Source organism: Pseudonocardia yunnanensis, from assembly GCF_039534065.1.
GTDB lineage: Bacteria > Actinomycetota > Actinomycetes > Mycobacteriales > Pseudonocardiaceae > Pseudonocardia > Pseudonocardia yunnanensis.
Genome location: NZ_BAAAUS010000002.1, coordinates 148,992 through 175,853 on the forward strand (window position 1 = coordinate 148,992; position 26,862 = coordinate 175,853).

Sequence of the window (26,862 nt, forward strand, 5' to 3'; positions counted from 1 at the left end):
GTTCTATACAAATGTATTAGACGTACGTATGATCGGCCCCGTGAACGACGCCCGCCGGGCCTGGCTCGGGCTCGCCGTCCTGGTGCTGCCCGCCCTGCTCGCCTCGATGGACCTGTCCGTGCTGTTCATGGCGGCGCCCTGGCTCAGTGCCGACCTCGCCCCGAGCGGCACCCAACTGCTGTGGATCATGGATGTCTACGGGTTCCTCATCGCCGGGCTCCTGATCACGATGGGCTCGCTGGGCGATCGGATCGGGCGCCGCCGGCTGTTGCTGCTCGGCGCGGGGGCGTTCGGCGGTGCGTCCGTCCTCGCCGCGTACGCGTCCACGCCCGAGATGCTGATTGCGGCACGTGCGCTGCTGGGTGTCGGTGGCGCGGTGCTCGCCCCGTCGACTCTGGCGCTGATCCGCTCGATGTTCCCCGATGACCGGAGCCGTCGTACCGCGATCGGCATCTGGACCGGAGCGTTCACCGGTGGCGTCGCCATCGGCCCGATCGTGGGCGGGCTGCTGCTCGAACAGTTCTGGTGGGGCTCGGTGTTCCTGATCAACGTGCCCGTCATGCTGCTGCTTCTCGTGGTGGGGCCGATGCTGTTGCCGGAGTCGCGTGACCCGCGTCCGGGCCGGTTCGACGTGCTCTCCGCACTGCTCTCGCTGGCAGCCGTGCTCCCGGTGGTCTACGGGGTGAAGGAGGTGGCGGCGCACGCGCTCGGGGTGGTCCCGGCGCTGGCCGTGCTCGGCGGCTGCGTGTTCGCTGTGCTGTTCGTCCGCAGGCAGCTCCGGCTGGCCGATCCGATGATCGACATCCGGCTCCTGCGCAGCCGCGGATTCGGTGCCGCTCTCGGTGCCCAGACGGTGATCGTCCTCGCCAGCGCCGGGATGGGTTACCTCGCCGTGCAGTTCCTGCAGCTCGTGCTGGGGCTTCGTCCGTTCGTCGCCGCGCTGTGGATGCTGCCGACGATCGCCGGCACCGTGATCGGCATCGGGCTGGCCACCGCCCTCGTGCGCACGGTGCGTCCCGCGCTCGTCGTCGGCGCGGGAACCGCGGTGGCGGCCGCCGGGTTCGCGCTGGTCGGCATGGTCGGCACCGAGTCGTCGGTGCTCGCGGTGATGTCCGCGTACACGGTGCTCACCTTCGGCACCGGGATGGTCGCGCCACTGGCCATCGACCTGATCGTGACGACCGCACCGCCCGAGCGGGCCGGTGCGGCAGCCGCCGTCGGCGAGACGGGAGCGGAGTTCGGCGGAGCGGTGGGCATCGCCGTGCTCGGCACGGTCGCCACTGCCGTCTACCGCGACGAGATCACGGGCGCTCTCCCTGCTGCGCTCCCGCCGGACGTGGCGGAGGCGGCGACCGGAACCCTCGGCGGCGCGGTGGCTGCGGCGAGGCAGTTGCCGGACCCCGCGCCTGTGCTGACGATCGCGGGCGACGCGTTCGTCTCCGGTTTCACCACCGCGGCGATGCTGGCCGCAACGCTGCTGACCGTCGCGGCCGTCGTGGTCACCGCCCGGCTCTGGGGTGTTCGTCAGGGCGAGACGCCGGCGCCCGTCTGACGGGCTCCATCCGGTCGGCCGGTCCAGGATCGTTCCCGTTCCGGCGGCCTCGTCCGATCATCGAGGCCGCCGGACCGGGCCGTGCGTGCAGGGCTTCTTACTGTCCGACCTTGGCTCCGGGCATCCCTGCGGGATAGCCGATCGGATCCATCGTCCTGCTGCCCACCGGTGCCTGGGGCGCGGTGCGCTTGCCCACCGGCAGGATGCTGCGGCCGTTGAACGCCCCGGTCAGCATCATCGCCCCCGCCGTGTAGAACGCTGCCACCGCCGAGAACACCAGCACCCAGCCGCCGGCCGTCACCAGCGCGGCGAACGGTGCGACGAAGCCGATCGCCAGCAGGATCGACCCGACCGTCAGCAGTCCCAGCACCGCGACCAGCGCCAGGTTGTCCGCCAGGGCGGCCAGGGTGCCGAACAGCGTCACGACCGCCAGCACGATGAACCAGAAGCCCAATGCCCGCGACGCGAGGACGGACGCCGGGAGCACACCGCCCGCGGTGAGCAGCACCAGCAGCCCCCAGGCCATCCAGTACGCCCCCCACGTGCCGTGCATCGCGGTGCCGATACCGTCGCGCGCCCGGTAGGACCACATGCCGGCGAGGAACTGTGCGAGCCCGCCGAAGAACAGCGCGAACGGCGCGATCACCGGGGCAGCGGTCTCCGGTGAGCCCCACCATCCGGCGAGCAGGGAAGCGACCATGAACGTCGCCCCGGCGAAACCGAACAAGCCCAGGATCGAGGGCGCCGCCACGGGCGTCAGCACGATCCGGCTCCGCTCGGTCCACGCTTCCCGGCTGTCCTGGCCCGGTTCGCGTCCGGGCGGCCGCTGGTACATGTCGTGATCTCCCTTGCGTGGGGCCGGTATCGCGCTCGCCGCGAGATTGTCGTGAATGGCCTGATCCTCATGTCTCATAAGGTGCCTCCTGTGTTTTCCACCTCTTTCCAGGAAACTCCGAAAGGAAGGTCAAAAACACCCCGTCGGCCGACGAATTTGTGGCGCCGGTCTCAGCTGATATCCCTTCGCCATGGTGCGTTTCCGAGCAGTCGGACAAAAAATTGCCGGTAATGGAATTATCAGCCGGAGAGCAACGATCGGACAATTGCGGACAACGGAACATGGCCCCGGTCGGCCGAGCCGGCGAGGCTGCCGCGCACCTCACCCACGGCGCCTGCGCTGCAGTAGCTGCCGGACGAACTCCGTGGCCACGGTCGCGATGAGCACCGTTGCCACGACCTTGTTGTGCTCACGGTGCACGGGGGCGGGGCTGGCCGGCACCGCCGGCGGCTCGCCGCCATCGGCGGTGGCCAGGCGGAGGGTTTCGGACGTCTCGCTGTGCCGGAGATGTCCGTGCTGCTGGAGCCAGTAGAGCCAGGCGAAGGCGGGGAACACGAGCAGCACGGCCAGGCCGGTGACCGCGAGCTCTGCCCACAGGCTCGCGGACGGTGCGGCGCCCTGCTGCAGGGTCATCGACTCGGGGAGCAGCCAGGGGTACTGCGCCCATCCCCACCCGGCCACGACCGCGGCGACCGCCAAGCTGGCGGTGATGCGCAGGATGTGGGGGCTGCGCCGCAGGGCCACCAGCACGAGCGCGGCGATTCCTGCCACCACCGACACGACGAGAAGTGGGAGCGCCGGTCCGACGAGCCGGCTGTAGACGTAGGGCGCGCTGGTCTGCATGAGCAGCAGGTTGACCGCCGCGAGCACGCCGGTGACCACGCCGGCCGCGAGCGCCCGGTGGGAGAAGTAGCGCGCCATCGCGGGATCGCCGCGACGCTCGGAGTCCACGACGAGGTAGATCGCCCCGATGTAGGCGCACGTGGTGACGAAGAGGCCGCCGGTCACCAGAGCCGTGGTGCTGGTCCAGGCACCGAGGATCTCCCCGGTCGGGGCGGCGGGCACCGCAGCCGTCGCGACCGCGCCGATGACGGTGCCGAGGAAGAACGGTGCCATCAGCGAGGAGATCGCGAACAAGGCACCGTTGAGCCGCTGCATGTGCAGCCGCTGCGCCTCCTGGCGGAAGGCGAAGCCGATGCCGCGGCAGAAGATCCCGAGCAGGGCCAGGGCGATCGGGACGAACAGCGCCGTCATGATCGCGGCAAACGCCGGTGGGAAGGCCGTCCACAGGATCACGAGCACGAAGATGCTCCAGACGTGGTTGCCCTCCCAGACCGGCGTCACGGAGATCTCGATGGCCTCCCGCGGGGCCGCTCCGCGTTTGTCGCCGCCGGCCAGCAGGTCCCAGATGCCACCACCGAAGTCGGCCCCTCCGAACAGGGCGTAGGCGGCGATCCCCACGAAGAGCAGGACCGCGACGGCGAACAGTTCCGGTGACGGAGTCACGACCGGACCTCCTCCTCGTGCTCGGCGGGTGGTCCGTAGGGCGTGGCCTGGTCCTCCACGAGCCGCGGGTCCCCGGCGCCGCGCCAGCGGCGGCCCATCTCCCACGGCACCACGATGCACACCGCGGTGAGCACCAGATAGATCACGATCGTGACGGCGAGAGTGATCGGCACGCCACTCGCCGGGGTCACGGCGTCACGCGTCAGCAGCACGCCGTAGACGGTCCAGGGTTGGCGGCCGACCTCGGTGACGATCCACCCCAACTCCATCGCGAGCACCGCCCCGATCCCCGCCAGGGCGGCGGGGACGAGGAACCAGCGGGTGCGGGGAACGCGGCGGTGGAACCACCAGACCCAGCCCTGCCATGCCCCCAACACCACGAGCAGCGTCCCGATCGCGACCATGCCGGTGAAGGACAGATGGATCAGGTTGGGCAACGGCGCGCGTAGCTCGGGGGGAAAGTCCTCCCAGCCGATCACCCGCGTGTTCGGGGAGAAGCCGACGAGGATCGAGTCCAGCGACGGGATCCCCACGCCGAAGTAGACCTGCCCGTTCCAGTAGATCCCGCCCAGCCACTCGGTGACGTGGGTGCCGGTTCGGTCCACCAGTTCCATCGCCGCGAACTTCGCCGGCTGATGCTGGGCCACCATCCGGGCCGCGATGTCCCCGACGACCACCTGGATGGGCGCGGCGATCGCGCCCACGGAGAAGGGGATCAGGAACCCGAGCCGGTGGTAGCGGTCCCACCGCCCGCGCAACATCCCCACCGCGTACACCCCGGCCACGAGGAAGCCCGTGACCATGTAGGCGGCAAGGATCATGTGCGGCACCTCGTACGGGGTGGCGCGGTTGAAGATGACCGCCCACGGGTCGACCGAGGTGATCCGCCCGTCCGTCAGGACGAAGCCGCTGGGCTGGTTCATCCAGGAGTTCGCGGCCACCACCGACAACGCCCCGAAGAGGCCCGCCACCACCATCGGCATCCCGCTCCACCAGTGCACCCACGGGGACAGGCCGCGCCAGCCGTAGAGGTAGATCGCGGTGAAGATGGCCTCGACGAAGAAGAAGATGCCCTCGATGCTGAACGGGATCCCGAACGCGGCACCGAATCGCCCCATGAGCCCCGGCCACAGCAGCCCCAGCTCGTAGGACAGCACGGTGCCCGACACCGCACCGACCGCGAAGATCACGGCCATCACCTTCGACCACCGTCGTGCCAGCACCAGGGCCACCGCGTCACCCCGCCGCAGCCCGAGCCAGTGGGCGATCAGGACGACAGCCGGGAAGGCGACCCCGAAGCAGGCGAAGATGATGTGGAAACCCAGCGACGCCCCCATCTGGCTGCGCGCCGGAATGTCACCGTCGGCCAGCACGAGGGCGTAGGAGGTCACGACGGCCCTCCTGTCAGGGGCGTTTCGGCGCGCATACTGCGAGAGGGGGAGGGCAACGCAGGAACCGGAGGTGCGGACCTGATGGTCGCAGCGGGGTTGGTCTTCTTGTTCGGTGTCGGCATCGGGGCCCTCGGTCTCGTCGAAGACGACCTGTACGTGATCGGTCTCGTGATCATGCTGATCGGCGCGATCGGCGTGCTGGTGCGCATCACCGACTGGCTCAGCAGCGGTGCCTCCGGCCTCGGCAGACGCGCTCCGAGATAGGACGTCGAACGCGTACCGCCGCGGCGGCGATCAGCCGGCAAGGCGGGACGGGAGGTCGCCTGCGCGCTGCGCCGCCACGCTGCCGCCGCAGCCACTGATCGCCGTCCGGTCCTCGTTCGCACCGTTGCTCCGGTCCCGAGTCATCGCATTCACCCTCCTGTCCCGTCCGTCGTGCCGGCGCCCGTGCCGGCCCGCCTCCAGCTTTAGCCACTGTGAGGCGGTATGGCTCCCTCTCGCGGCGGGACGTTCGGCAGATTCGGAACAATTCGAACAAATCGCCGCACCCCGCACGGTGATGGCGTGCCCGATAGCCGATCGGGGAGTGTGTCCTCATGCCTGATCACGACGTCGCCCGACTCCGTGCGGTCTCCACCCGCTCGATCAGCCCGGAGAACCCCACGGGAGCACCCGGACAGGGTGGTCGAGCCACAGAGGGCACCGGAGCGGTGCCGGCCCGCGAGCTCGGTCAGGGCTGGAAGATCTCGCCGAGCATCGAGATCGCAGCCCACTCCACGATCGACCTCGCCGCCATCGAGGGGCCCGGCCGCATCACCCACATCTGGATGACGACCCACCCGGACAACTGGAGGAGCCTGCTCCTGCGCGCCTACTGGGACGGTGCCGCGAGGCCGGCCGTCGAGGTGCCGGTGGGTGACTTCTTCGGCCAGGGCTGGGGACGGTTCGCGCAGCTCAGCTCGTCGATGATCGCGGTGAACCCGCACGGCGGCCTCAACAGCTACTGGCCCATGCCCTTCCGCTCGGCGGCCCGGCTGACCATCGAGAACCTGGCCGCCGCACCCGCCGTCGTCTACTACCAGGTCACCTTCGACGCCGGGACCGACGAGGACCACAGCGGATACCTGCACGCACAGTGGCGCCGTTCCAACCCGCTGTCGTCAGGTTCGGTCCACCCGCTGCTGAGCGGTGTGCGCGGCTCCGGTCAGTACGTCGGCACCTATCTCGCCTGGGGTGTCAACTCGCGGGGATGGTGGGGGGAGGGCGAGATCAAGTACTACCTCGACGACGACCGTGACTTCCCGACCATCTGCGGTACCGGAACCGAGGACTACTTCGGCGGCGCGTGGAACTTCGACGTCCCCGGCCAGGGGTACACGAGCTACACCACCCCGTACCTGGGCCTGCACCAGATCATCCGGCCCGACGGGCTGTACGAGAGCCAGCAGCGCTTCGGGATGTACCGCTGGCACGTGGCCGACCCGATCCGCTTCGCGTCGGCGATACGGGTAGACATCCAGGCGCTGGGATGGCGAGCCGGCCACCGTTACCTGCCTCTGCACGACGACATCGCGTCGACGGCTCTGTTCTACCTCGACGCGCCGGGCGGAACGCGGCGGCCGACCCCTACGCTCGACGATCTCGAGACGCTCTGACCGGACGGTCCTCTCGGAGTCATCCGGTGCTGGGAGCGGGCGAGGCGCCCAGGATCCGCAGACTGAACGCCGTGTATCGGTCGATGATCTGGTCGAGGGACAGTGGGCCGCTTCGCCGGAACCATTCGCGCACACCGTTGAGCATGTCGAGCAGAGCCATTGTGGTGAGTGGGATATCGACGATGTCGAATTCCTTGGCCGCGTTTCCCTGGCTGATCACGTCTCGAACGGCGTCGTGGTATTCGGTCTGCAGTCTGATCGCGTCGCGCCGCTGCGCCTGATCGAGGCCGTAGCGGATGGGATTGCCGACGACCAGCTCGGGTCGCCGGTCGTCGCTGATCGTGAGGTGTAGCCGCACCGTCTCGCGGATTCGCTCGGTCGGTGTGCGGGATGTGTCCCGGAGCACCACTGTGGTCTCGGCCACGAAGTCCCTCATGAAGTTCACAGCTATCGCGTGCAGCACTTCTTGTTTGTTGGTGAAGTGGTGGTAGAGCGTTGAGGAAGAGATACCGACCGCGTCGGCGATGTCACGGATCGAGGTCGCGGCGAAGCCACGTTCGTAGAAAAGCACGCCTGCCCGCTCCATGATCTTGCCGCGCAGCACCGGACCCTCGTCGAGGCTGCGCTTCCTGGCCATGTCCAACTCCTCTGGGTCGTGATCTCTGCGTGGTACGCCCGATTTGCCTTGGTTGACGCTTCAACGAGGCAGGGCCTAGCGTACGTGTCGATCGGCCGATCGACACAGAGAGGCCGGGCAGGGGGAAACGGGGGTGGCCCCCTGCGGATCGAGGCCCCAGTGTCGGGCTCCCTCGGTTGATCTCACTGACGTGGAGAAATCTCGGGAAGGTTGTGGCTATGGCTGGCCGGGGGGCTCGTCGCCGCGCAGACGTTGCGGGCGAGGTGTTGGTCCGCAGGCTCTACGAGGAGCACGGGAAGTCGATATTGGCCTATGCCATACGACTCACCGGCGACCGTTCTGTCGCCGAAGATGTCGTGCAGGAAACACTGATCCGCGCATGGCGTCACGGTGCCGACACAAGTGGGCAGAGTGTCGGTCGCGCCTGGTTGTTCATGGTCGTGCGGGATGTGGTGGCCGAACGGACCCGGGAAACCGTGCAGGTCCACGCCGGCCACTCGATGGATTCGATGCAGGTGTTGCAGGCGATGGACTCGCTGTCGCCGGAACGGCGTGCGGTTCTCGCGGATGTGTACATCCACGGCAGCAGCGTCGGAGAAGCGGCGGAGAAGCTCGGCATCCCGCCGGACACGGTGAAGTCGCGCACGTACAACGCGCTGAAGTCCTTGCGGAAGCTGCTCGGAGAGCGCGAACGCGCGGACGGCCTCGTGGTCCACACGACCTGACGTCCGGGCTGAACGTCGCCGGTTCAGGGCCGGCCGACCCCGTCGAGGAACGTGGCGACGACGAGGTCGGCGGCCTGCGGCGGATCGAGCCGGGGGAGATCGTGGGCGACCGAGTCGACGAGCTGATCCAGCACCCTGCGGGTCCAGCCCTCCGCTAGGTCGGCGCGGAGCAGCCCCTCGGTGGTCGCCCGCTCCAGGAACGCGTCGAGCCGCCGGCTCTGGGTCTCCCGGCGCTCGTTCGCGACGGGGTCCGCGCGCATCATCCGCCGCACATCGAGCGGCCATTCCCGGCTGACCGGCACGATTCCCTCCACGTAGCGGTGCAGCGCCACCGCCACCGGCGCCTCCTCGAGCCGGGCCGCGTCGAGCACCTGCTCCGCGGAGTCGAGCTTCGCCTGGAAGACGGCGGCGAGCAGGGCCTCCCGCGTGGCGAACCGCCGGTAGACCGTGCGCCGGTCCACCCCTGCCGTCGTGGCGATCGTGGCCATGCTCACCGTCGGATCCTCGGCGAGCAGCCGTGCTCCCGTGCGCAGCACGGCGTTCAGGTTGCGTGTGGCGTCCGCTCTCATGGTCAGCCCACCGTACTTCTGTGTGGCACCTCACCCCTCACGTTCGGTGCCGTGGCGACACATAACGAGCATAGTGCTACGTGCATGTGGCACTTATGGGTGCGTTTCATCCGACGTGAGGTAGAGGAGCGGACATGACCAGGACCTGGCTGATCACCGGCAGCTCGCGCGGCTTCGGCCGTGAGCTGGCGACGGCGGCGCTGGAGCACGGGGACCAGGTGGTCGCCACCGCCCGCAGGCCCGAGCAGGTCGCCGACCTCGCACAGAGCTACGGCGACCGCGTGCGCACGTACGCGCTGGACGTCACGGACGCGGAAGCGGCACGGGCGGCCGTCCGGTTCGCCCTCGACGAGTTCGGCTCTCTGAACGTCGTCGCGAACAACGCGGGCTACGCGAACTCCTCGCCGATCGAGGAGACCTCGGACGAGGACTTCCGCGCGCAGGTCGAGGCCAACTTCTTCGGCGTCGTGAACGTCACGAAGGCCGCTCTCCCGGTGCTGCGCGCGCAGCGCTCCGGCCACTTCGTGCAGTTCTCCTCGGTGGGTGGCCGCGTGGGCGGGTCGCCGGGCGCGGCCGCGTACCAGGCGGCGAAGTTCGCCGTCGAGGGCTTCTCGGAGGTGCTGAACAACGAGGTCGGGCCACTCGGCATCAAGGTCACCATCGTCGAGCCCGGAGCGTTTCGCACCGACTGGGCCGGTTCGTCCATGCGGGTCGCGCAGGTGGGCCCCGACTACGAGCAGACCGTCGGTGCGATGAACCGCCGCCGCGCAGGCTTCGACCGGACCGCTCCGGGGGACCCGGCCCGCGCAGCGCGGATCATCCTGGATGTCGTGGACCTGGAGGAGCCGCCGTTGCGCCTGCTGCTCGGTGCCGGAGCGGTGGAGGCGGCCGAGAGGTCCTCGCGCGCCCGTGCCGCGGAGGCGGAGCAGTGGGCGGAGGTGAGCCGCTCGGCCGACTTCCCGCCCGGCGAGTAGCTGCCGGGTTTGCGCACGTAGAGGTGGTACGGCTCGTGGTGAGCAGGTATGTGCCCTCCGCGTCGTCCGGTCATCGAGCCGAAACCGAGCGGTACAGGACGGACATCTGCGCTCCGTAGCGTCGTTTCTCGGAGACCCCCGCCGCACCGAGTGCGGAAACTCCGTGCGCTCGACCTCGCACCGGCCGACCCGGGCCGACAGGGGCGACGCTCGCCCGGCACCGGCGCCCGGCATCCACCCCAACCACCCCTGCGCGGTCGACGGCCGCCTGCGGTCGGGCACCCGGAGGCTCGGCCTTCCCGGTGTGCCCGGCGCCTGCCTGACGAGAGGGAGCCGACCTTGTCCTACGAGGAACTCACCACCACCGCCTTCCACGAGCAGGTGCTCGCCGGAACGACGACGAGCGCCGACCTCGTGAGCTGGTACCTGCAGCGGATCGCCGACATCGACTCCGCAGGGCCGCGCATCGGCTCCGTCGTCACGGTCAACCCGCAGGCGCTCGCGGAGGCCGAAGCGCTCGACGCGGCGTTCGCGGCCACGGGGGAGTTGCAGGGGCCGCTGCACGGCGTTCCCGTGCTCATCAAGGACCAGGCGGAGACGGCCGGGATACCGACGTCGTTCGGGTCGGCGCTGTTCGCCGACTACGTCCCGGAGCGCGACGCCACGGTCGTGACCAGGCTGCGCGAGGCCGGGGCGATCGTGCTCGCCAAGACGACCATGTGCGACTTCGCCGCAGGCTGGTTCTCGTTCTCCTCGCGCAGCGACCACACGAAGAACCCGTACGCCCTCGACCGCGAGGCGGGCGGGTCGAGCGCCGGCACGGGCGCGGCGCTGACCGCGAACCTGGGGCTCGTCGGCGTCGGGGAGGACACGGGCGGTTCCGTCCGTGTCCCCGGCTCCTTCACCAACCTCTTCGGGCTGCGCCCGACCACCGGGCTCGTGAGCCGCACCGGGTTCTCGCCGCTCGTGCACTTCCAGGACACGCCCGGACCGATGGGCCGGACGGTGGGCGACGTCGCCGTTCTCCTCGACGCCATGGTCGGGTGCGACCCGGCCGACCCCTTCACCGCGGTAGCGGCCCGGATTCCCGGCCGGCAGGGCAGCTACGTCGATTCTCTGGAGGGGGCCACGCTCGCCGGAGCACGCGTCGGCGTACTGACGGACGCGTTCGGCTCCTTGCCGGAGGCGGAGCCGGTCTCCGCGCTCGTGCTCGCCGCGACCGACGAGCTGCGCGCCGCCGGGGCGGACGTGCACAGCCTGGAACTGCCCGGGCTCCAGGACTGGATCGCGCAGACGGCGTTCTACGCGACGCAGTCCAAGGAGGACATCACCTCGTTCCTCGCGGCCCGTCCCGCGGCTCCGGTGCGCAGCCTCGACGAGATCGTCGCCAGCGGGGTGTTCCACCCGCTGACCGATCTGTTCGCCACTGCCGCCGGAGGTCCGCGGGTGGCGGCGGACGCCCCGGACTACCACCGGATGCGCGTGCGTCAGGAGGAGTTCCGGCGCGCCCTGCTCCACGCGATGGCCACGGCCGACGTCGACGTCCTCGTCTTCCCGACGGTGCAGGTGCCACCCCCGACGCGGCAGGAGCTCGCGGACCTTCGCTGGACCGCGGAGACGTTCCCCACGAACACCGTGATCGCCTCCCAGAGCGGTCTGCCGGCGATGACGGTGCCGGTGGGAATGACCGACGACGGCCTGCCGGTGGGCATGGACGTGGTCGGGCGCCCGCTCGCCGAGTGCCAGCTGCTGAGGTTCGCCCTGGCCTGGGAGCAGCACGCCCGGCCGCGGCGGCCACCGGTGCTGTCCGACGCCGGTTTCGAAACCCCGACCGCGGCGACGGTCGGCGCCCGCTGAGTCCCGGCGTCCGTTTCCCCGGGTCGTCCGCGACCCCGCACCCGTCCCGACAGTCCACGGCCGAACCGGCCGCACCGATCGGAAGGACCGCTCCGTGAGTACCACCAGTCAGAGGGGCCAGGAGGTCCCCGAGCACCACGCGCTCGAGTCCGAGTTCGAGCACGAGCCCGTGCCGCTGTCACAAAGGCGGTCGCTCGGTTCCGTCTCGGCCGTCTGGTTCGGCTTCCCGATGATCATCACCAACGCGGTGTTCGGTGGCGCGACGGTCTACGGCCTCGGTTTCTGGCGCGGGATCGGCGCGATCATCGTCGGCAACATCATCCTGATGCTCTACGTCGGCACGTTGAGCTACGTGGCGGGCCGGACCGGCAAGAACTTCGCACTGACCGCCGCCCAGACGTTCGGCCGCCACGGTGCGACCATCGCGGCGGGCTTCCTGTCCACCGTGGTGATCGGCTGGTTCGCGTTCCAGACCGGGCTCACCGGGTCCACCCTGCACACGTCTCTCGGCTGGAACGAGACGTGGATGATCCTGATCGCCGGGGTGCTCTACATCGCCATCACCTTCATCGGCATCCGGGCGCTGACCGTCATCGGCCTCATCGCCGCGCCGATGTTCGTGGTGCTCGCCGTGGTCGCCCTCGTGCTCGCCGCCCGGGAGGGTGGCCTGTCGGGGATCACCAGCTATCAGGGCGCGGGCCCGGGTGCCACGGTGTTCAGCTTCGGCGCCGCGGTCACGATCACCATCGCGGGCTTCGCCGACTCCGGGACGATGACCGCGGACTTCACCCGCTGGTCGCGCAACGGGCGCGAGGCGGTGATGGCGGCCTTCACCGCCTTCCCGGTGGCCAACTTCATCTCCCTGCTCGTCGGCGGGATCGTCGTCGCCGCGGGCAAGGCCGTGGATCCGGCCGCCAACGGCGGTGACTTCCTGCCGGTCCTGACCAGCCACGGCCCTGTGCTCTCCGCCATCGCGGTGGTGTTCGTCTTCGCGAACCTGGGCTCGGTCTGCTGCCACTGCCTCTACAACGGTGCGGTCGGCTGGAGCCAGCTCGTCGGCGGCCGGATGCGGGTGCTCACGATCGTCCTCGGCATCGTGGGGCTCGTGGCTGCACTCGCCGGCGTGTGGAGCTACTTCTCCGACTGGCTGAACCTGCTCGGCATCTTCGTCCCGCCGATCGGCGCGATCCTCATCGTCGACCAGGTGCTGCGGCGGGGTTCCAGCCTGCGTGCCGCGCGGCTGTGGCGCCCTGCCCCGTTCGCGGCCTGGGCGATCGCGTCGATCGGCGCGTACGCGGTGCACGTCATGGCCCCGCAGCTCAGCGAGGCCGTCGCCGGCATCGTGCTCGGTGGGGTGGCCTACACGCTGATCGACGCCCTCAGTCCCACACCGGCCCAGGAGCCGGAGCCCGCGTCCGTCCCGGCCGGCTGACGGACGCAACGCAGGTGTGTGAGCGGCGGGAGTGATGTCGTGAGTGGACTCGGTGGGTTGAACCGGTCGTCGGGCGGGATGGTGCTCGGCCTCGTGCAGGCCGCCGTGCCGATCGTCGCGGAGCCGGCGGACGTGGCCGCGGCGGTGGACCGGATCGCCGGCACCGTCATCGGCGCCCGCCGCGCACTTCCCGTCCCCGATCTGCTGGTCTTCCCCGAGTACAGCCTGCACGGGCTGGACCCTGCGACCTGGCTCGACGACCGCCTGCTCTGCGACGTCGAGGGGCCGGAGGTCGCGAAGCTGCGCGGGGCGTGCGCGGAGGCGAGGATCTGGGGCTGCTTCTCGATCATGGAGCGCAACCCGGGCCGCGCCCCGTTCAACACCGGCATCATCGTGGACGACACCGGCGAGCTGCGGCTGCACTACCGCAAGCTGCACCCGTGGGTACCGGCCGAACCCTGGCATCCCGGCGACCTCGGGGTCCCGGTGTGCGACGGACCCGCAGGCTCCCGGCTCGGGCTGATCATCTGCCACGACGGGATGCTGCCGGAGGCCGCGCGCGAGGCCGCCTACCGCGGTGCGAACGTCATCCTGCGCACCGCCGGCTACACCTACCCGATTCAGCAGGCGTGGCGATTCACCAACCAGGCCAATGCCTTCTGCAACCTCGCCTACACGGCGTCGGTCTGCCTCGCGGGCCCGGACGGCGCGGGGATCCACTCGCAGGGCGAGGCCATGGTCTGCGACGTCGACGGAACAGTGCTCGAGCGCGGCGACGGAACTCCCGGACGGATCGTCACCGCCGAGGTGGTGCCCTCCCGCGCGGACGAGGCCCGGCGTGGCTGGGGCGTGGAGAACAACATCTACCAGCTGGGACACCGGGGCTACAGCGCCGTCGAGGGCGGGGCAACCGACTGTCCGTACACCTACATGCGAGATCTCGTGGCCGGGGCCTACCGCCTGCCATGGGAGGACGAGGTGCGCCACACCGACGGCGCCGGTGCGGGTCTCGGGACCCCCGCCGACGTGCGCGCCGCTGCGCGTCCGGTGGCCGGTGACGGCTGACCGCTCGCGGGCGCCGCTTGTGCACGGCCCGTAGGCGCCCCGAGCCGGCCGTGCACACCTCGTGGCCACCGTGCACATGCCCCGACGTGTGCACGGTGGCCAACTCCTGTGCGCGGTGGGCGGCGGGGCGGCGCCCAGTCGCACGGATCGGCACGTCATCGTGCGCGGAGACGGTGGTTCCGGCCGTCGGCCGGTCGGAGCATGTGTGATGCGGGCTACACCGCATGTCCTCGGGTCGGCGGCGTACGCCCCGGCGCCGGCCCGAGGACCCCCCGGTCGCTCGTCGGCCTGTCGCCGCCGACTCAACGAGGAGTGAACGATGCGGTTGCCCCTTCGCCGTGCACGCTCGAGCGTCATCGTCACCGCAGTGCTGCTGTGCACCGCGCTGCTGGCCGCCTGTGGTCAGGCGCCGGGCACAGGTCCTGGCGCGCCTCTGACGGTCCGGACGCTCGACCCGTACGGCGGGGACCGGGACACGGAGGGCTCGCCGCAGACCGGTGGCACTCTCGTCATCGGCAACGACCGCGAGATCATCAGCTTCGACCCGACGCGGCAGAACTCCAACCTCGCCGCCACGATGGTCTACGACTCGCTGTTCAAGCTGATGCCCGACGGCACGGCTCAGCCCTACCTCGCCGCGTCGATGACCAGCCCCGACGGCGGCGTGACGTGGCGGATGGGCCTGCGGGACGGGGTGCGGTTCTCCGACGGCACACCGCTCGACGCGAACGCGGTGATCGTCAACACCCAGCGCCACATCGACAAGGCGGCCTCGCCCGCGCACGCGTTCGCCCTGCGGATCACGGCCATGCGCGCGGTCGACCCGCTCACGGTGGAGTTCGTCCTCGACGGCCCGATGGGTGACTTTCCCGTGGTGTTCGCCCAGCCGATGTCGCAGGGCACCCTCGGCATGGTCGTCTCGCCCGCCGCACTGGCGCAGTACGGCGACGACATCGCGAGCCACCCCGTCGGCGCCGGCCCGTTCATGCTGTCCAACTGGGTGCGCGACAACAAGATGGAGCTCGTCCGTAACCCGGACTACTGGCAGAAGGGCATGCCCTACCTGGACGGCGTCGAGATCCGGCCCTTGCCCGACACCGAGAGCCGCTACGCCACCATGGCCAACGGCGACGTCGACGCGATCAACGGCGGCTTCAACACCGAGCTCGTGCGGGCGTTCGCCAACTCGAGCCTGCGTGTCTACTTCGGACCGGGCAACGGCGGCGTCCTCAACTACTTCAACTTCACCCGAGCGCCCTTCGACGACAAGCGGATGCGCGAGGCCGCCGTGGCCGCGATGGATCCCAACGCGCTCGGTGCCGCGTTCTTCAGCAACCAGCTGATCCGGGCCGAGAGCCTGTTCGACGAGACCAGCCCGTACCACACGCAGCAGGCCACCGATGCCTGGCCGAAGTACGACGTCGCACGCGCGAAGCAGCTGGTCGACGAGTACCGGGCGTCGGGCGGAAACCCCGACTTCGTCTACACCACCGACCGCAGCTCGGTGCCGCTCGGAGAGTTCGTGCAGGCGTCGATGGCTGCGGTGGGCGTCAAGGTCGAGGTGCGCTACTTCGACCTCGCGGAGTACGCGGGCCGCGTCCTGCAGGGCGGCGACTTCGACATGGCGAGCCAGATCGCGGCGTTCGACTACCCCTTCCCTGGCATCAGCCGCGTCTACACCACAGGTGGCTCGTCGAACTTCGGGAAGTACCAGAACCCGCAGGTGGACCAGCTGGTGCTGGACGCGAGCGCCACTCAGGACGCGGCGCAGCGCACGAAGGACTACCAGCAGATCGAGCTGCTGCTCAACCAGGACGTCGCCGTGCAGTGGCTGAGCCGCAGCTACCTCTCGACGATCACGAAGCCGCAGGTGAAGGGGATCGACCGGTACATCACCCGTGACCTCTTCGTTGCCGGCACGTGGATCGACCGTACGCAGTGACAGGCAGGAGACAGGAATGACGCTCACCACGGTCGCCGAGGGACTGGAGTTCCCGGAAGGGCCGATCGCGCTCGACGACGGTTCGGTGCTGCTCGTCGAGATCAAGCGCGGCACGCTCACGCGGGTGGCACCGGACGGCAAGACCTCGGTGGTGGCCGAGACCGGCGGCGGGCCGAACGGCGCCGCGATCGGTCCCGACGGGGCGGTCTACGTGGCCAACAACGGGGGGTTCTCCTGGACCACCCGGCGCGGGTTGACGGCGCCGGGGCCGCAGCCCGCGGAGTACATCGGCGGCCGTATCCAGCGCGTCACCCTGGACGGGGAGGTCAGCGACCTCTACACGCACGTCGACGGCCACGGCCTGCGCGGGCCCAACGACCTCGTGTTCGACGCCCACGGTGGCTTCTGGTTCACCGACATGGGCAAGACCCGCCCGCGGGAGACCGACCTGGGCGGGCTCTACTACGCCACCGCCGACGGGTCACGGATCGTCGAGGTGGTGCACCCGCTCAACGCGCCCAACGGCGTGGGCCTGTCCCCGGACGGGTCGCGGGTCTACGTCGCCGAGACGATCACCGGCCGGCTCTGGTGGTGGGACGTCGCCGAGCCCGGGCAGGTGCGGCCGAACCCGGACTCCTGGGCGCCGCACGGCGGCACGCTGCTGCACGGGTTCCCGGGCCTGCAGTGGCTGGACTCGCTGGCGGTGGACGCCGAGGGCAACGTCTGCGTCGCCACCCTCTACTCCGGCCGCGTCAGCGTGGTCTCGCCGGAGGGCGATCTGCTGGAGACCGTGCCCGTGCCGGACGACGACATCTTCGTTACCAACATCTGCTTCGGCGCCCCGGACCTGCGCACGGCCTACATCACGTCATCGGGCCACGGAATCCTCTACTCGACCCCGTGGCCGCGACCCGGCCTGCGCCTGAACCACACGGCGTGACCGTCCGGGTGGCCTCGCGGGAGCTCGGGTGGATCAGGCGGGCACGAGCTGGCAGATGATCGTCGGATCGGTGATGGCCGTGTCGTCGGCCAGCAGGAACGCCTTCGACAGGATGAGTGACAGCGTGCCGCCCTCCTCCTCGAAGGGCAGGAACACCTGCTCGGCCGAGCGGTCGGGCCCGGGCACGATGCAGAGGTAGGCGTCGTTCGGCTCCATGAGGATGTTGCCCGACCCCAGATGGATCTTGTACGTCCGCAGCTCGCCGCGCACCCGCAGGAACCGGTCGGACAGCTCGACCCGGTCGGCGATCGTGAGCCGGGGCAGCAGCCGGACCAGGACCTCGCGTCGCGTGCGCGCGGTCTCGGTGAGCTCACCGAACCCGTACGCGTGCCAGTAGTCCTCGTGCCCGCTGAGCGCCACCTCGTCGAGCCCGACCGATGCGACGCCCACGGCGAGGTCGGCGTCGCGAAGCACCTCCGACAGAACCAGCGGCGGCACCTGGGTGAGCGGCACCCCCGCACCGGTTGCCCGCCGTCGGGCGTCGGTCGCGTCCGCCGGGTGGAACCGGATGTCCTCGGTGGCGCAGAAGGAGGCCGTGCCCAACTCGTCGGCGTCGGGGCCGGTGATGTGCATGCCCCAGCGGGCCCACCAGCCGGACAGCTCTTTCAGCGCCTCCCCCTGGTGGTTGGCGCCTTCGGCGTCCCAGTGGCCGATGGACAGGTCGGTCCAGCCGCGCTGGTTGAGCAGCGCCTTCGCCTGGCCGTAGCGCAGTGTGTGGCCGGCGAAGCGATCCGAGTGCGTACGCGTGCGCTCCTCGGCCGGCGTCAGCAGGTAGATCTCGCGGAAAGCCTGCTTGTACGGCTGACGCACCCCCCGCTCCAGCAGGAAGCCGCGCCAGCCCCGCACGTCGTCGGCCGTCTCGCTGATCGGGTGCCACAGGTGCACGGCCATGTCGGGATCGGGCTGGATGCGACTGCCGAGCGGGTCGGTGAGCTCCCAGCCGGTCTCGTTCCTGACCGGCAGCCCGGCGGGGCCCTTCAGAATCTGCCAGATGAGGTTGCGCGCGTAGAGGCCGGTGAGGGGGTGGTCGAGGAAGAGCTCGACGACGTCGCGCCACCGCCACCGGCGTTCCTCGACGAGGGCCCGCTCCAGCCGGAAGCGCTCGGCGGGCAGCGCCTGACGCACCGCCTTCAGCGTGGCCTTCAGCTCGGCCAGCACCGGCTCCTGCCGGATCGCCCGGGGTGCCGACGTGAGCGTGCGACCGGCCGGGTTGACGAACGTCAGCGCGGGGCCGTCGGCGTGCAGGCGCAGCACGTGGTCGCCGACCCGCTCCTCGCGCACCCCGTCGGGCCCGAGCCCGAACGTGGGCACCGTGCGGTCGAGCAGCTCTGCGCGGCGAAGGCCCGTCGCCTCGGCCACCGCGTCGAGCGTGCGCGCCACGTTGTTCAGCACCGACTTCTTGCGCACCTTGGCCTGGATGCGGGCCAGGGCGGGCACCGCGTCGAGGCCTCCGCGCCGGGCGAAGACGTGGACGGCGGCGTTCGCCAGTATTTCGCTGCGGCAGTTGGCGCCCGTGCCGCCGATGCCGACGCCGCAGGTCACCGCCAGGTCGCCGAGCAGTCCGGCCACCCATGGGTCGTCGATGACCGCGCACGTCCACACCATGCCGCGCAGGGCGATCGAGGTGCGTTCGGTCAGGAAGATCGTCTCCGTCCACTCGTAGCCCTCGTCGGTGACCTGGTCGACCCGGGTCTCCCGGTGGGCCGCCACCAGGGCGAGCAGATCCCTGATCAGCGCGACGGCCTCGCCGGTGAGCAGCGTGCGGGCGGTTCCGAGCCACGTGTCGCTCGGCTTGCCGGAGCGGGCGGTCGTCCAGTGGCGCAGCAGCGGCAGCACCTCGGGCGCGACCAGCCGCGGGGCGTGGACGTCGGCCAGCGCGCGGGCGAGGGGGTCGCCGTCCCAGATCAGGTTGCGGACGATCCCGGCCGGCCCGTGCTCGGGCGGCTCGGTCAGCACCTGGTCGAGCTGCTCGTGCAGGGAGTCCCAGGCCGGACGGTGGGACGACTTCAGCTCCTGCGCGGTGGTGCCGAGAATGCTGCGGCGCTCGGAGTGGTCGAGGTGCCGGGCCGCCGCCAGGGGGATGCGGTAGAGCTCCTGGTAGTTGGTGTGGGACCGGGTCGTGAGGGCTTCGGCGACGTACCACAGGAAGCGGACGTCGCGAGGCGTCCAGGGGATGTCGCTCTCGGCGATCTCGCGCACGGTCGCGAGGAACGCGTCGTCGTAGTCGTGCCCTCCGTCGTCGCCCAGGCCCAGCCGCAGCTGCACCCAGGAGCCGAACGCCGGCCACTCCGCGGCGTCGGACGGCCGGTGGCCTTCGTCGAAACGGTCGAACAGCTCACGGGTCGGCGGATCCACGGAGTTCAGGAAGTAGTCGCAGTCCGTCGGGAGGGCGTCGACGAGGCGCATTTCAGCCTCCGACGAGCGCCACGAGCTTGACGAAGGACACCACCGGGTCGACGGTGAGGTCGATCGTCTCGGACAGGTCCTCGATCTGCCGGTCGCCCACCAGCAGCAGAAAACCGTTACGCAGGAACGCCGCCTCGGCGATGTCGGCCTGACGCTTCCAGTCGACGCGCCGCGCGGCCCCCACTCGGTAGCCGTTCAACCCGGTCTCGGCGTCCACCGGCCGGACGAGGCCGCGGAACCGGGTCGCCGGTGCGGCGTTGTGGCGGGCGACCTCCTCGCGCACCCGCAGGCGTACGAGCTCGCGCGCCGAGATGCTCCCGGGCAGGCCGGGCAGCGAGAACTCCTCCAGCGGTGTGCCGGTGGCGGTTTCGTCTCTGATCGTGACGGTGGCCATCGCGAAGAGGGGCTCCCTCTCGGTGCGGATCAGTCCGTGCGGATCACGTCCCGGGCCATGAATACCAGCCCCTGCCCGGGCTCCGCCGCACCGTGATGCGTCAGTCCTTCCACACCTGGTCGGCCGCACGCACCACGAGATCCAGCTTCGCGGCCTGGACATCCTCGGTGAGCTCCGGGTGTGCCTCGACCATCGAGGCGAACCCGCACTGGGTGGACACGGCGAGCTGCTCGAGGGGGACGTAGGCGGCTGCCTCCTGGATCCGCTCGACGATCTCGCCCACCGGCTCCACCACTGCCGTCTTCGTGGAGACGAGGCCGAGCACCACGGTCTTGCCTGCGGGCGTGGCCGCGAGCGGTTCGAACGTGCCCGACCGCTCGTCGTCGTACTCGAGCAGGAACCGGTCGAAGCCTGAGCAGCGGTGGAACAGCGCTTCGGCGACGGCGTCGTAGCCGCCTGCCGCCATCCAGCGGCCGTTGCGGTTGCCCCGGCACAGGTGGACGCCGAACGTGACCCCGGGGGCGCCGGTGGTGACGGAGTTGATCAGCTCCAGACCCTCGGTCAGGATGCGCTCCACCGAGATGCCCTGCCGCTCGTACCACTCCCTGGTCTCCTGCTGCACCAGCGTGGCGATCTCCGGGGCGTCGATCTGCACGTAGGTGCACCCCAGCCGGACGAGCTCCTGCACCTCGGTGCGGATGATGTCGGCGGCGTCGGCCGCCATCGCGAACACGTCGGTGTACGCCGCCGTGGAGTGACGTCCCGACCAGCGCAGGAGCATCATCAACGGGCTGGGGAGCGTCACCTTCACGCGGCCCCGCGCGCGGGCACGGGCATAGCTGAACTCCTCGGTGACCGAGGAGCGGCGCAGGCGCAGCGCACCGGTGACGACGAGCGGGAGGTCCTCCTCGATCGGGCCGTCGGCGGTGTACCAGACGCGCTTGACGCCGGGGACGTGCTCGAGGCCCTCGACGGACTCCGTGAGCGGGCCGGTGAAGATGCCGCGCCGCATCTCGCCGTCGGTCAGGACTCCCAGCCCGATTCCCTCCTGCAGCGCGATGGCCTGGTCGACCGCGCGGTCCTCGATCTCCTTGAAGGCCGAGGCACTGATCGTTCCCTGCTGCACAGCGCGCCGGGCACCGACGAGATGCCGGGGGCGAAGCAGGGACCCGACGATCTCGGCACGGATGGAATCGGATCCGTTCGGCACGACATCACTCCTCGCTCTACCCGGTCGGGGCCCCGGCGGGTGCACCCGGAGCGACGTTAGCCAAGGATCGTGAGCCGGGGTCGACGATCGAAGTGGCCCATGTCACTGCGACGGACGGTCCAGCCATCCGAGGTGCAGCATCGACGGCCCGAGATCACAAACCGGCCGAGAACTTCGTCCTCTCCGCATGCGCATCGAGAAGCTGCTCCGGCCGGCCGGTCTGATCGTGGTGGCGGCCGGCCTGATCTTCCAGATCGTCGAGCCGCATCGTCCGAGGGCGGTCCCCCTGGTCGTCGCGGCCGCGGCCGTCGTGCTCGGCCTGGTGTCGCTCGCACCGCGACGCGGGCGCTGCCTGGTGATCGTCAGGTGGGTGATGGCGGTACTGCTTGCGCTCGACTTCGCCGGGGCGGTCGCCGACCGCTTCGGCGTGCTCGGTGAGCCGGGGGCCGCCGGGGTGACCTGGGGCGATTGGGACCACTTCGTGGACTACACGGAACAGCTGCTGCCCTGGGCGCCGCACCCGCTGGCCGTCGCCGCCGCGCTGGGCGCCACCGCGGTGGAGTCCGTCCTCTCCGTCTGGCTGCTCTCCGGGTGGCGGCGGCGCGCGGCCGGCGTGGTTGCCGCCGGGCTGCTCTCCGTCTTTCTCGCGTCGATGCTGCCTACCGTGGGGGCGGTGAAGGTGGCGATGAACGCGGTGCCGCTGCTGGTCGGCGGGGCTCTGCTGCTGGCCGCGCAGCCGGTCGACAGTGATCCGGGTTATTGCGCAGGCCGGTCCAGCCACACCGTGGCGTAGAACATGTCCCTCGACGTGTAGCGGTCGATGCCCTTCACCTGCGGCTTCGCGATCGTCGCCAGATAGCTGCGGCTCAGCCAGCAGGCCACGAGATCGCGGTTCACCTGCAGCTCCACCTGCTGGTAGGCCTTGGTCCGCTCCGCCTCGTCGCTGGTGCTCGCTGCGGTGGCGAGCAGCTTGTCGACCTCGGGGTTGGAGTACTTCCCGTAGTTGGTGTTGCCGCCGGTCTGCACCAGCCGGGAGGCGCCGGGGAAGGGCGCGTCGAACGCGCTCACCGTGGTGGTGAGGTCGAAGTCCCCGCTCTGCACCACCTGCGACGAGTACTGCGCCAGGTCGTAGAACTGCAGCTTCACGGTGATGCCGACGGCCGCCATCTGCGCCTGCAGGAACTCGCCGAACTGGGTGCGCGCGGTCGTCGTCTTGAGCGTGAAGTCGGGGTTCCCGCCGCTCGCGCGGTACTCCGCGATGAGCTGCTTCGCGCGTTCCGGGTCGTAGGTCGGCCACTCCTGCGACGCCGCCTCCGTGTGGTCCGGGCTGTCGGTGTCGAACAGGCTGGTGGCCGTCACGAGCTGGTTGTTGTAGAGGCTCGCGCTCAGCGCCTTCATGTCGAGCGCGCGGACCACCGCCTCACGCATGCGCCGGTCGTCGAACGGCGCGCGGGCGAAGTTGAAGTAGAGGTACTCGCCGGCGTTCCCCGGTCCGTAGTAGACGGAGAGGGCGGGATCCTCGAAGGCGCGCACCAGCTCCTGGTTGTAGGCCGCGAAGATCAGGTCGACGTCACCGTTCTGGATCGACGCGTAGCGCGACTCCGTGTCGGGGAGCGGTCGGAACTCGAGCTGGTCGAGATAGGGCTGGTCGGGCTGCCAGTAGTTCGGGTTGCGCTCCAGTACGAGGCGCGAGTCCGGGATCCACTCGACGAAGCGGAACGGCCCCGCACCGACGGGGTGGCGGCCGATGTCGTCGCCGTACTGCTGCAGCGCGGCAGGCGAGATGATCACGCCGAGCGTGCCGTAGGTGATCGACTGGGCGAACACCACCGGGAACGAGCCGAGCGGGCTCTTCAGCGTGAACTCGACCGTCAGCGGGTCGACCGCGCGCATCGAGGCGATCTGCTCCGCATACGGGTGGGCGGGGGAGGCGGTCTTGTCGATGTGGCGCTGCACGTTGACCAGCACGGCGTCGGCGTCGAGCGGTGTGCCGTCACTGAACTTCACATCGGGACGCAGCCCCAGCCGCCAGGTCAGCCCGCCGTCCGGGCTGTCCATCGACTTCGCGAGGTAGGGCTTCGCCGAGCCGTCCGGCGTCAGCTTCATGAGCGAGTCGTAGACGGCGAACGTGGCCATGTTCGCGTTCTGGACCGTCGGGTCGAAGCTGACGATCTCCCGGTCCATGCCGAGCCGCAGGGTGCCCCCGTGCTTGGGGGCACCCTCGCCGGCTATGTCACCACCCCAGGCGTTGATCGACCGGATGTCGGCACGCGTGGCCGCCGGATCGGCGGCCCCGCAGCCGGACGCGACCATGACGATCCCGAGGATCGCCACGATCGCACCCACCAGACGTACGCGACGGCGTTGCCACCGCATGATGTCCCACTCCTCGTCGAGTCGGTGTCGCTCATGGCCCGCGACCGGCGGGTACGGCAGGCGGGTGGCGGCCTGTGGTGAGGGCAGCGCTGATCAGGCAGGGCTGATCAGGGCAGCGCTGATCAGGGCAGGGCGGCAGCGGGCGAGGAGACGCCGACACCCCCTCGCGTGTCGGCCCCGTACCTCGCCTTCTCCTTCTGCAGGTCGAGCGGCACGCCGCGGCGGGTGCGCTGCTCGTACGCTGCGTCGTCGAGCAGGTCGGCAGGCACCAGCCACGCGACCTCGAACTCCAGCCCGTCAGGGTCGCGGGCGTAGATGCTCTTGGTGGTGCCGTGGTCGGTGGCACCGACATAGGCGCCGATGCCCATCAGACGCTGGGCGAGCTCCCCGAGCTCGGCCAACGTGCTGATCTCCCACCCGAGGTGGTACAGGCCCACGGTGCCGCGTCCCGCCGGGTTGTCGGCCGCCTCCCCGATGGCGAACAGACCGATGTCGTGGTCGTTCGTCGAGTCCGGCGCCTGCATGAAGGCGGCCTGCCCCGGCCGTTCCATCTGCACGCTGAAGCCGAGCACGTCCCGATAGAACGCGACGCTGCGGTTGACGTCGCGGACGAACACGACGGCGTGGTTGAGCCTGTTGATCGCCATACGGTCAGTCTCCGGCTGCCGGCTGCGGGCTGCGGTCCTCGCTTGCGCGCAGCGCCTCCTCGGCCTCCTGCACCACGGGGTCCTCGTCGGTGCCGAGGTAGCGCCAGTCCTCACCCTCCTCGAGGATCTTGTCGGCGGCCCGGATCTTCCGGAAGTCGGCGTCCGGGCCGGCGAGGGCGAGCAGCGGCGCGTCGCTGTTCTCTTCGAGGGCCTTCGCGGAGCGGATGAGCTGGTTGCGCATCCGGATGATCGCCTTGTCGATCGTGCCCAGACGCTCCTGCGAGCGGTCGTAGATCGGGCCCATCGACTCGGTGACCATGAGGTCCTGGCTCACGAAGTCCTTCACACCGCTGAAGGTGGTGGTGCGCTGCACCTCGCGGTCGATGTTGTAGTCGGCCTCGGCGAGGTAGTTGCGGGGCGTGATACCGCCGACCCGCCGGGTGAACGGCGTCTCGAAGGGGCCGTAGCTGAACAGCGGCGCGCCGCCGTGCCCCTGCGGGTTGGACGGAACCGTGGCCTCGAAGTTGTAGCGCCAGCAGTTGTGGTCGTCGATCGGCACGACCATCAGGTGGCGGGTGCTGTAGGGGACCGCCGCGATGATCGTGCTGTAGGGGAAGATGTACTCGGTGATCCGGACGTTGGTGTTGCCGTTCGGCGTCTCGCGCACGCCGGCGTAGCGGAAGCCGTACCAGGTGTCCTCGATCTCGAGCTGCGGTGCCCGGTCGTGCATCCAGAACTTCCACGTCATCTTGTTCGACGGGTAGCCCGGCTTGTCGCTGCCGTCGTCCTCGATGTCGGCGGCGCCGTCCCACGAGTGCAGCCACGAGATGTGGGCGGTGTCGACGTTGCCCTCCATCGTCTGGATCCAGTTGCAGTACGACTGCAGCTTCGTGGCCAGGTGGTTCTTCTGGGGCAGGCTCTCCGTGCCGAAGTCGCGGAAGGGCGTCATGCTCTCCGCCGGGCCCATGTAGGTCCAGGCGATCCCGCCCGACTCGTGCACCGGGTAGGCCCGGGCCCGCACGCGCTCCTTGAAGCTGCTGCTGGGCGGCTCGCTCGGCATGTCGACGCACGCGCCGTCGGCGTCGAACTTCCACCCGTGGTACGGGCAGCGCAGCCCGCACTCCTCGTTGCGTCCGAAGTAGAGGGACGCGCCGCGGTGCGGGCAGTTCTCCTGGATCAGGCCGACCTTGCCGTTGGTGTCGCGGAACGCGACGAGGTTCTCGCCGAGCAGCCGCACTCGCACCGGGTCGCAGTCGGGCCCGGGCAGCTCGCTCGACAACAGCGCCGGTGTCCAGTAGCGCCGCAGCACCTCGCCCATCGGGCTGCCCGGGCCGACCCGGGTGAGGATCTCGTTGTCCTGCTGGGACAGCATTGTCCGACCTCCCTGTCCGCGCCGCCGGCCTGCTCCGATTCGCAGTGCCGAGGTGTGCGGGTGCCTTGTTCCGGACCGACTTGTCACGTGGGCCGACGCGAGTGCGCTGCTCGTGGGAGCGCGCGCACCGAGCGGCCCATCACCGTGGATCGCGTCGCAGCGAGATTAACCGCGGTGCTCGACGGGGCGGAAACAATGATTGTTTCTGTCCTCGCATCACCACTGCTGATGGTTGACTCGCCGCGGGGGCTGGTGATCGGCGGGCGCGTGCCCTTCGATGGGGTGGTGAAGTCCGCGACGTCGCGTCTGGCCGGTCTGGACCTCAATCTCCTCATCGTCCTGCGCGAGCTGCTGCGGGAGCGCAACGTCACGCGGGCGGCCGAGCGGGTGGGGGTGACCCAGCCGGCGGCCAGTGCCGCCCTCGCCCGGCTGCGCCGGTACTTCGACGATGACCTGCTGGTCCGCCGCAACGGCCGCTACGAGCTCTCGGCGCTCGCCGTCCAGCTCGACGCGCAGGTCGAGTCGGTGTACGAGGGCGTCGAGCGGCTGCTCGCCACGGGTTCGCGCTTCGATGCCACCACCTCGCGGCGCGAGTTCACGATCGTCATCTCGGACTATGCGGTGGCGGTGCTCGGCAGGCCGCTCACGGCGGCGATGAGCGCGGAGTCGGAGCACGCCCGGCTGAACGTCGTGCTCGTCCGGGAGTCCCTCGCGGCGAACATCGGGCACACCATCCGCGCTGTTGATTGTGTCGTCTCGCAGCCGACCAGCCGGTTCCGGATCCCCGAGATGCGCTCGGCGCCGCTGTTCACCGACCGCTGGGTGTGCGTCGTGGCCGCGGACAACGGGCGGTTCGGGACGGAGATCGCCGACCTCGCCGAGCTGAGGGACGCGACATGGGTCGTGCCCTACCACCACGACTCCGACTTCCCGTCGGTCGTGCCGGTGAGCAGGCAGCTCGCGAGGCTCGGGGTGCGGCCGCAGGTCGCCGTGCGGGTGGACAGCTTCCAGGCGGTGCCCCACCTGGTGGCATCGACCGACCACGTCGCCCTCGTACAGGAGCGGCTCGCCCGGGACTGCGCGCGGTACCTGCCGCTGCGGATCCTGGCGTGCCCGAAGTCGCTCGAGCCGCTGGAGGTGCGCCTGTGGTGGCACGAGCGGTACGACGAGGACCTCGGGCACCGCTGGTTCCGGCGCCTCGTCATCGAGGCGGCCCGGGGCGGTAACCCGTCCCCGGCGACGCCGACGGCCGACCCAGGGCATCAACACGATTGATGGCCTGCATGCCGTTTTTCTGTTTCCGCCCGGACCGTGTCG

General features: G+C 70.1%; 23 protein-coding genes. 12 read left to right on the forward strand and 11 right to left on the reverse strand.

The window, feature by feature from the left end:
- The first annotated feature begins 28 nt into the window (after window positions 1-28).
- Window positions 29-1,552: an MFS transporter gene (locus ABD743_RS04280; protein WP_379658965.1), complete on the forward strand. Its 1,524-nt coding sequence runs from the start codon at window positions 29-31 to the stop codon at window positions 1,550-1,552.
- Window positions 1,553-1,649: 97 nt separating this feature from the next.
- Here ABD743_RS04280 and ABD743_RS04285 read toward each other — a convergent pair whose 3' ends face one another.
- From ABD743_RS04285 to ABD743_RS04295, 3 genes are all read right to left on the reverse strand, one after another.
- A complete protein-coding gene (locus ABD743_RS04285) occupies window positions 1,650-2,465 on the reverse strand; it encodes an acetate uptake transporter (protein ID WP_344719065.1) in 816 nt (271 codons plus the stop codon).
- 243 nt (window positions 2,466-2,708) lie between these two features.
- Window positions 2,709-3,893, reverse strand: a complete 1,185-nt coding sequence (locus ABD743_RS04290; protein ID WP_344719067.1) for a cytochrome d ubiquinol oxidase subunit II — start codon at window positions 3,891-3,893, stop codon at window positions 2,709-2,711.
- Window positions 3,890-5,284 carry a cytochrome ubiquinol oxidase subunit I gene (locus ABD743_RS04295; RefSeq protein ID WP_344719069.1) on the reverse strand — a complete coding sequence of 465 codons (1,395 nt, stop codon included), beginning with the start codon at window positions 5,282-5,284 and terminating at the stop codon, window positions 3,890-3,892. The genes ABD743_RS04290 and ABD743_RS04295 overlap by 4 nt, the downstream gene beginning before the upstream one ends.
- 81 nt (window positions 5,285-5,365) lie before the next feature.
- Between ABD743_RS04295 and ABD743_RS04300 the strand changes: the two genes are divergently transcribed.
- The gene (locus tag ABD743_RS04300; RefSeq protein ID WP_344719071.1) at window positions 5,366-5,548 is read left to right on the forward strand and encodes a hypothetical protein; all 183 of its coding nucleotides are present in this window, start codon (window positions 5,366-5,368) and stop codon (window positions 5,546-5,548) included.
- Window positions 5,549-5,880: 332 nt separating this feature from the next.
- Window positions 5,881-6,939 (forward strand): glycoside hydrolase family 172 protein, encoded by a 1,059-nt coding sequence (locus ABD743_RS04305; protein ID WP_344719072.1) that lies wholly within the window; start codon window positions 5,881-5,883, stop codon window positions 6,937-6,939.
- A 19-nt stretch (window positions 6,940-6,958) separates the two neighbouring features.
- Here ABD743_RS04305 and ABD743_RS04310 read toward each other — a convergent pair whose 3' ends face one another.
- On the reverse strand, window positions 6,959-7,543 hold the full coding sequence (locus tag ABD743_RS04310; protein WP_344719073.1) for a TetR/AcrR family transcriptional regulator: 585 nt from the start codon (window positions 7,541-7,543) through the stop codon (window positions 6,959-6,961).
- Between the two features lie 296 nt (window positions 7,544-7,839).
- Here ABD743_RS04310 and ABD743_RS04315 point away from each other — a divergent pair, with 296 nt between their 5' ends.
- Window positions 7,840-8,301 carry a sigma-70 family RNA polymerase sigma factor gene (locus ABD743_RS04315; RefSeq protein ID WP_379658967.1) on the forward strand — a complete coding sequence of 154 codons (462 nt, stop codon included), beginning with the start codon at window positions 7,840-7,842 and terminating at the stop codon, window positions 8,299-8,301.
- A 23-nt stretch (window positions 8,302-8,324) separates the two neighbouring features.
- Here the strand turns inward: ABD743_RS04315 and ABD743_RS04320 are convergent, their stop codons facing one another.
- On the reverse strand, window positions 8,325-8,870 hold the full coding sequence (locus ABD743_RS04320) for a TetR/AcrR family transcriptional regulator (protein ID WP_344719074.1): 546 nt from the start codon (window positions 8,868-8,870) through the stop codon (window positions 8,325-8,327).
- A 134-nt stretch (window positions 8,871-9,004) separates the two neighbouring features.
- Here ABD743_RS04320 and ABD743_RS04325 point away from each other — a divergent pair, with 134 nt between their 5' ends.
- From ABD743_RS04325 to ABD743_RS04350, 6 genes are all read left to right on the forward strand, one after another.
- Window positions 9,005-9,844, forward strand: a complete 840-nt coding sequence (locus tag ABD743_RS04325) for an oxidoreductase (protein WP_344719075.1) — start codon at window positions 9,005-9,007, stop codon at window positions 9,842-9,844.
- A 339-nt stretch (window positions 9,845-10,183) separates the two neighbouring features.
- The gene (locus ABD743_RS04330; RefSeq protein ID WP_344719076.1) at window positions 10,184-11,701 is read left to right on the forward strand and encodes an amidase; all 1,518 of its coding nucleotides are present in this window, start codon (window positions 10,184-10,186) and stop codon (window positions 11,699-11,701) included.
- 94 nt (window positions 11,702-11,795) lie between these two features.
- Complete coding sequence (locus ABD743_RS04335; protein WP_344719078.1) at window positions 11,796-13,133, forward strand: cytosine permease; 1,338 nt, start codon at window positions 11,796-11,798, stop codon at window positions 13,131-13,133.
- A 39-nt stretch (window positions 13,134-13,172) separates the two neighbouring features.
- Complete coding sequence (locus ABD743_RS04340) at window positions 13,173-14,198, forward strand: formamidase (protein ID WP_344719079.1); 1,026 nt, start codon at window positions 13,173-13,175, stop codon at window positions 14,196-14,198.
- A gap of 319 nt (window positions 14,199-14,517) precedes the next feature.
- Window positions 14,518-16,140, forward strand: a complete 1,623-nt coding sequence (locus ABD743_RS04345) for an ABC transporter substrate-binding protein (RefSeq protein ID WP_344719081.1) — start codon at window positions 14,518-14,520, stop codon at window positions 16,138-16,140.
- Between the two features lie 16 nt (window positions 16,141-16,156).
- On the forward strand, window positions 16,157-17,080 hold the full coding sequence (locus ABD743_RS04350) for an SMP-30/gluconolactonase/LRE family protein (RefSeq protein WP_344719083.1): 924 nt from the start codon (window positions 16,157-16,159) through the stop codon (window positions 17,078-17,080).
- Between the two features lie 33 nt (window positions 17,081-17,113).
- Here ABD743_RS04350 and ABD743_RS04355 read toward each other — a convergent pair whose 3' ends face one another.
- The 3 genes from ABD743_RS04355 to ABD743_RS04365 all read right to left on the reverse strand — a co-directional run bounded on the left by ABD743_RS04355 (window position 17,114) and on the right by ABD743_RS04365 (window position 21,150).
- The gene (locus ABD743_RS04355) at window positions 17,114-19,546 is read right to left on the reverse strand and encodes a DUF4132 domain-containing protein (protein WP_344719085.1); all 2,433 of its coding nucleotides are present in this window, start codon (window positions 19,544-19,546) and stop codon (window positions 17,114-17,116) included.
- Between the two features lies 1 nt (window position 19,547).
- Window positions 19,548-19,940, reverse strand: a complete 393-nt coding sequence (locus tag ABD743_RS04360; protein ID WP_344719087.1) for a hypothetical protein — start codon at window positions 19,938-19,940, stop codon at window positions 19,548-19,550.
- A 100-nt stretch (window positions 19,941-20,040) separates the two neighbouring features.
- A complete protein-coding gene (locus tag ABD743_RS04365; RefSeq protein WP_344719089.1) occupies window positions 20,041-21,150 on the reverse strand; it encodes a cobalamin-independent methionine synthase II family protein in 1,110 nt (369 codons plus the stop codon).
- 187 nt (window positions 21,151-21,337) lie between these two features.
- Between ABD743_RS04365 and ABD743_RS04370 the strand changes: the two genes are divergently transcribed.
- A complete protein-coding gene (locus ABD743_RS04370) occupies window positions 21,338-21,943 on the forward strand; it encodes a hypothetical protein (RefSeq protein ID WP_344719091.1) in 606 nt (201 codons plus the stop codon).
- Here ABD743_RS04370 and ABD743_RS04375 read toward each other — a convergent pair.
- The 3 genes from ABD743_RS04375 to ABD743_RS04385 form a co-directional block, all read right to left on the reverse strand.
- Window positions 21,907-23,526 carry an ABC transporter substrate-binding protein gene (locus ABD743_RS04375; RefSeq protein ID WP_344719094.1) on the reverse strand — a complete coding sequence of 540 codons (1,620 nt, stop codon included), beginning with the start codon at window positions 23,524-23,526 and terminating at the stop codon, window positions 21,907-21,909. The two genes, ABD743_RS04370 and ABD743_RS04375, sit on opposite strands and share 37 nt — an antisense overlap.
- 122 nt (window positions 23,527-23,648) lie before the next feature.
- On the reverse strand, window positions 23,649-24,173 hold the full coding sequence (locus tag ABD743_RS04380) for a VOC family protein (RefSeq protein WP_344719096.1): 525 nt from the start codon (window positions 24,171-24,173) through the stop codon (window positions 23,649-23,651).
- Window positions 24,174-24,177: 4 nt separating this feature from the next.
- Window positions 24,178-25,545 carry a Rieske 2Fe-2S domain-containing protein gene (locus tag ABD743_RS04385; protein ID WP_344719098.1) on the reverse strand — a complete coding sequence of 456 codons (1,368 nt, stop codon included), beginning with the start codon at window positions 25,543-25,545 and terminating at the stop codon, window positions 24,178-24,180.
- 228 nt (window positions 25,546-25,773) lie between these two features.
- On the opposite strand from ABD743_RS04385, the gene ABD743_RS04390 reads away from it, so the two are divergent.
- Window positions 25,774-26,820 carry a LysR family transcriptional regulator gene (locus ABD743_RS04390; RefSeq protein WP_344719100.1) on the forward strand — a complete coding sequence of 349 codons (1,047 nt, stop codon included), beginning with the start codon at window positions 25,774-25,776 and terminating at the stop codon, window positions 26,818-26,820.
- Window positions 26,821-26,862: the final 42 nt, after the last annotated feature.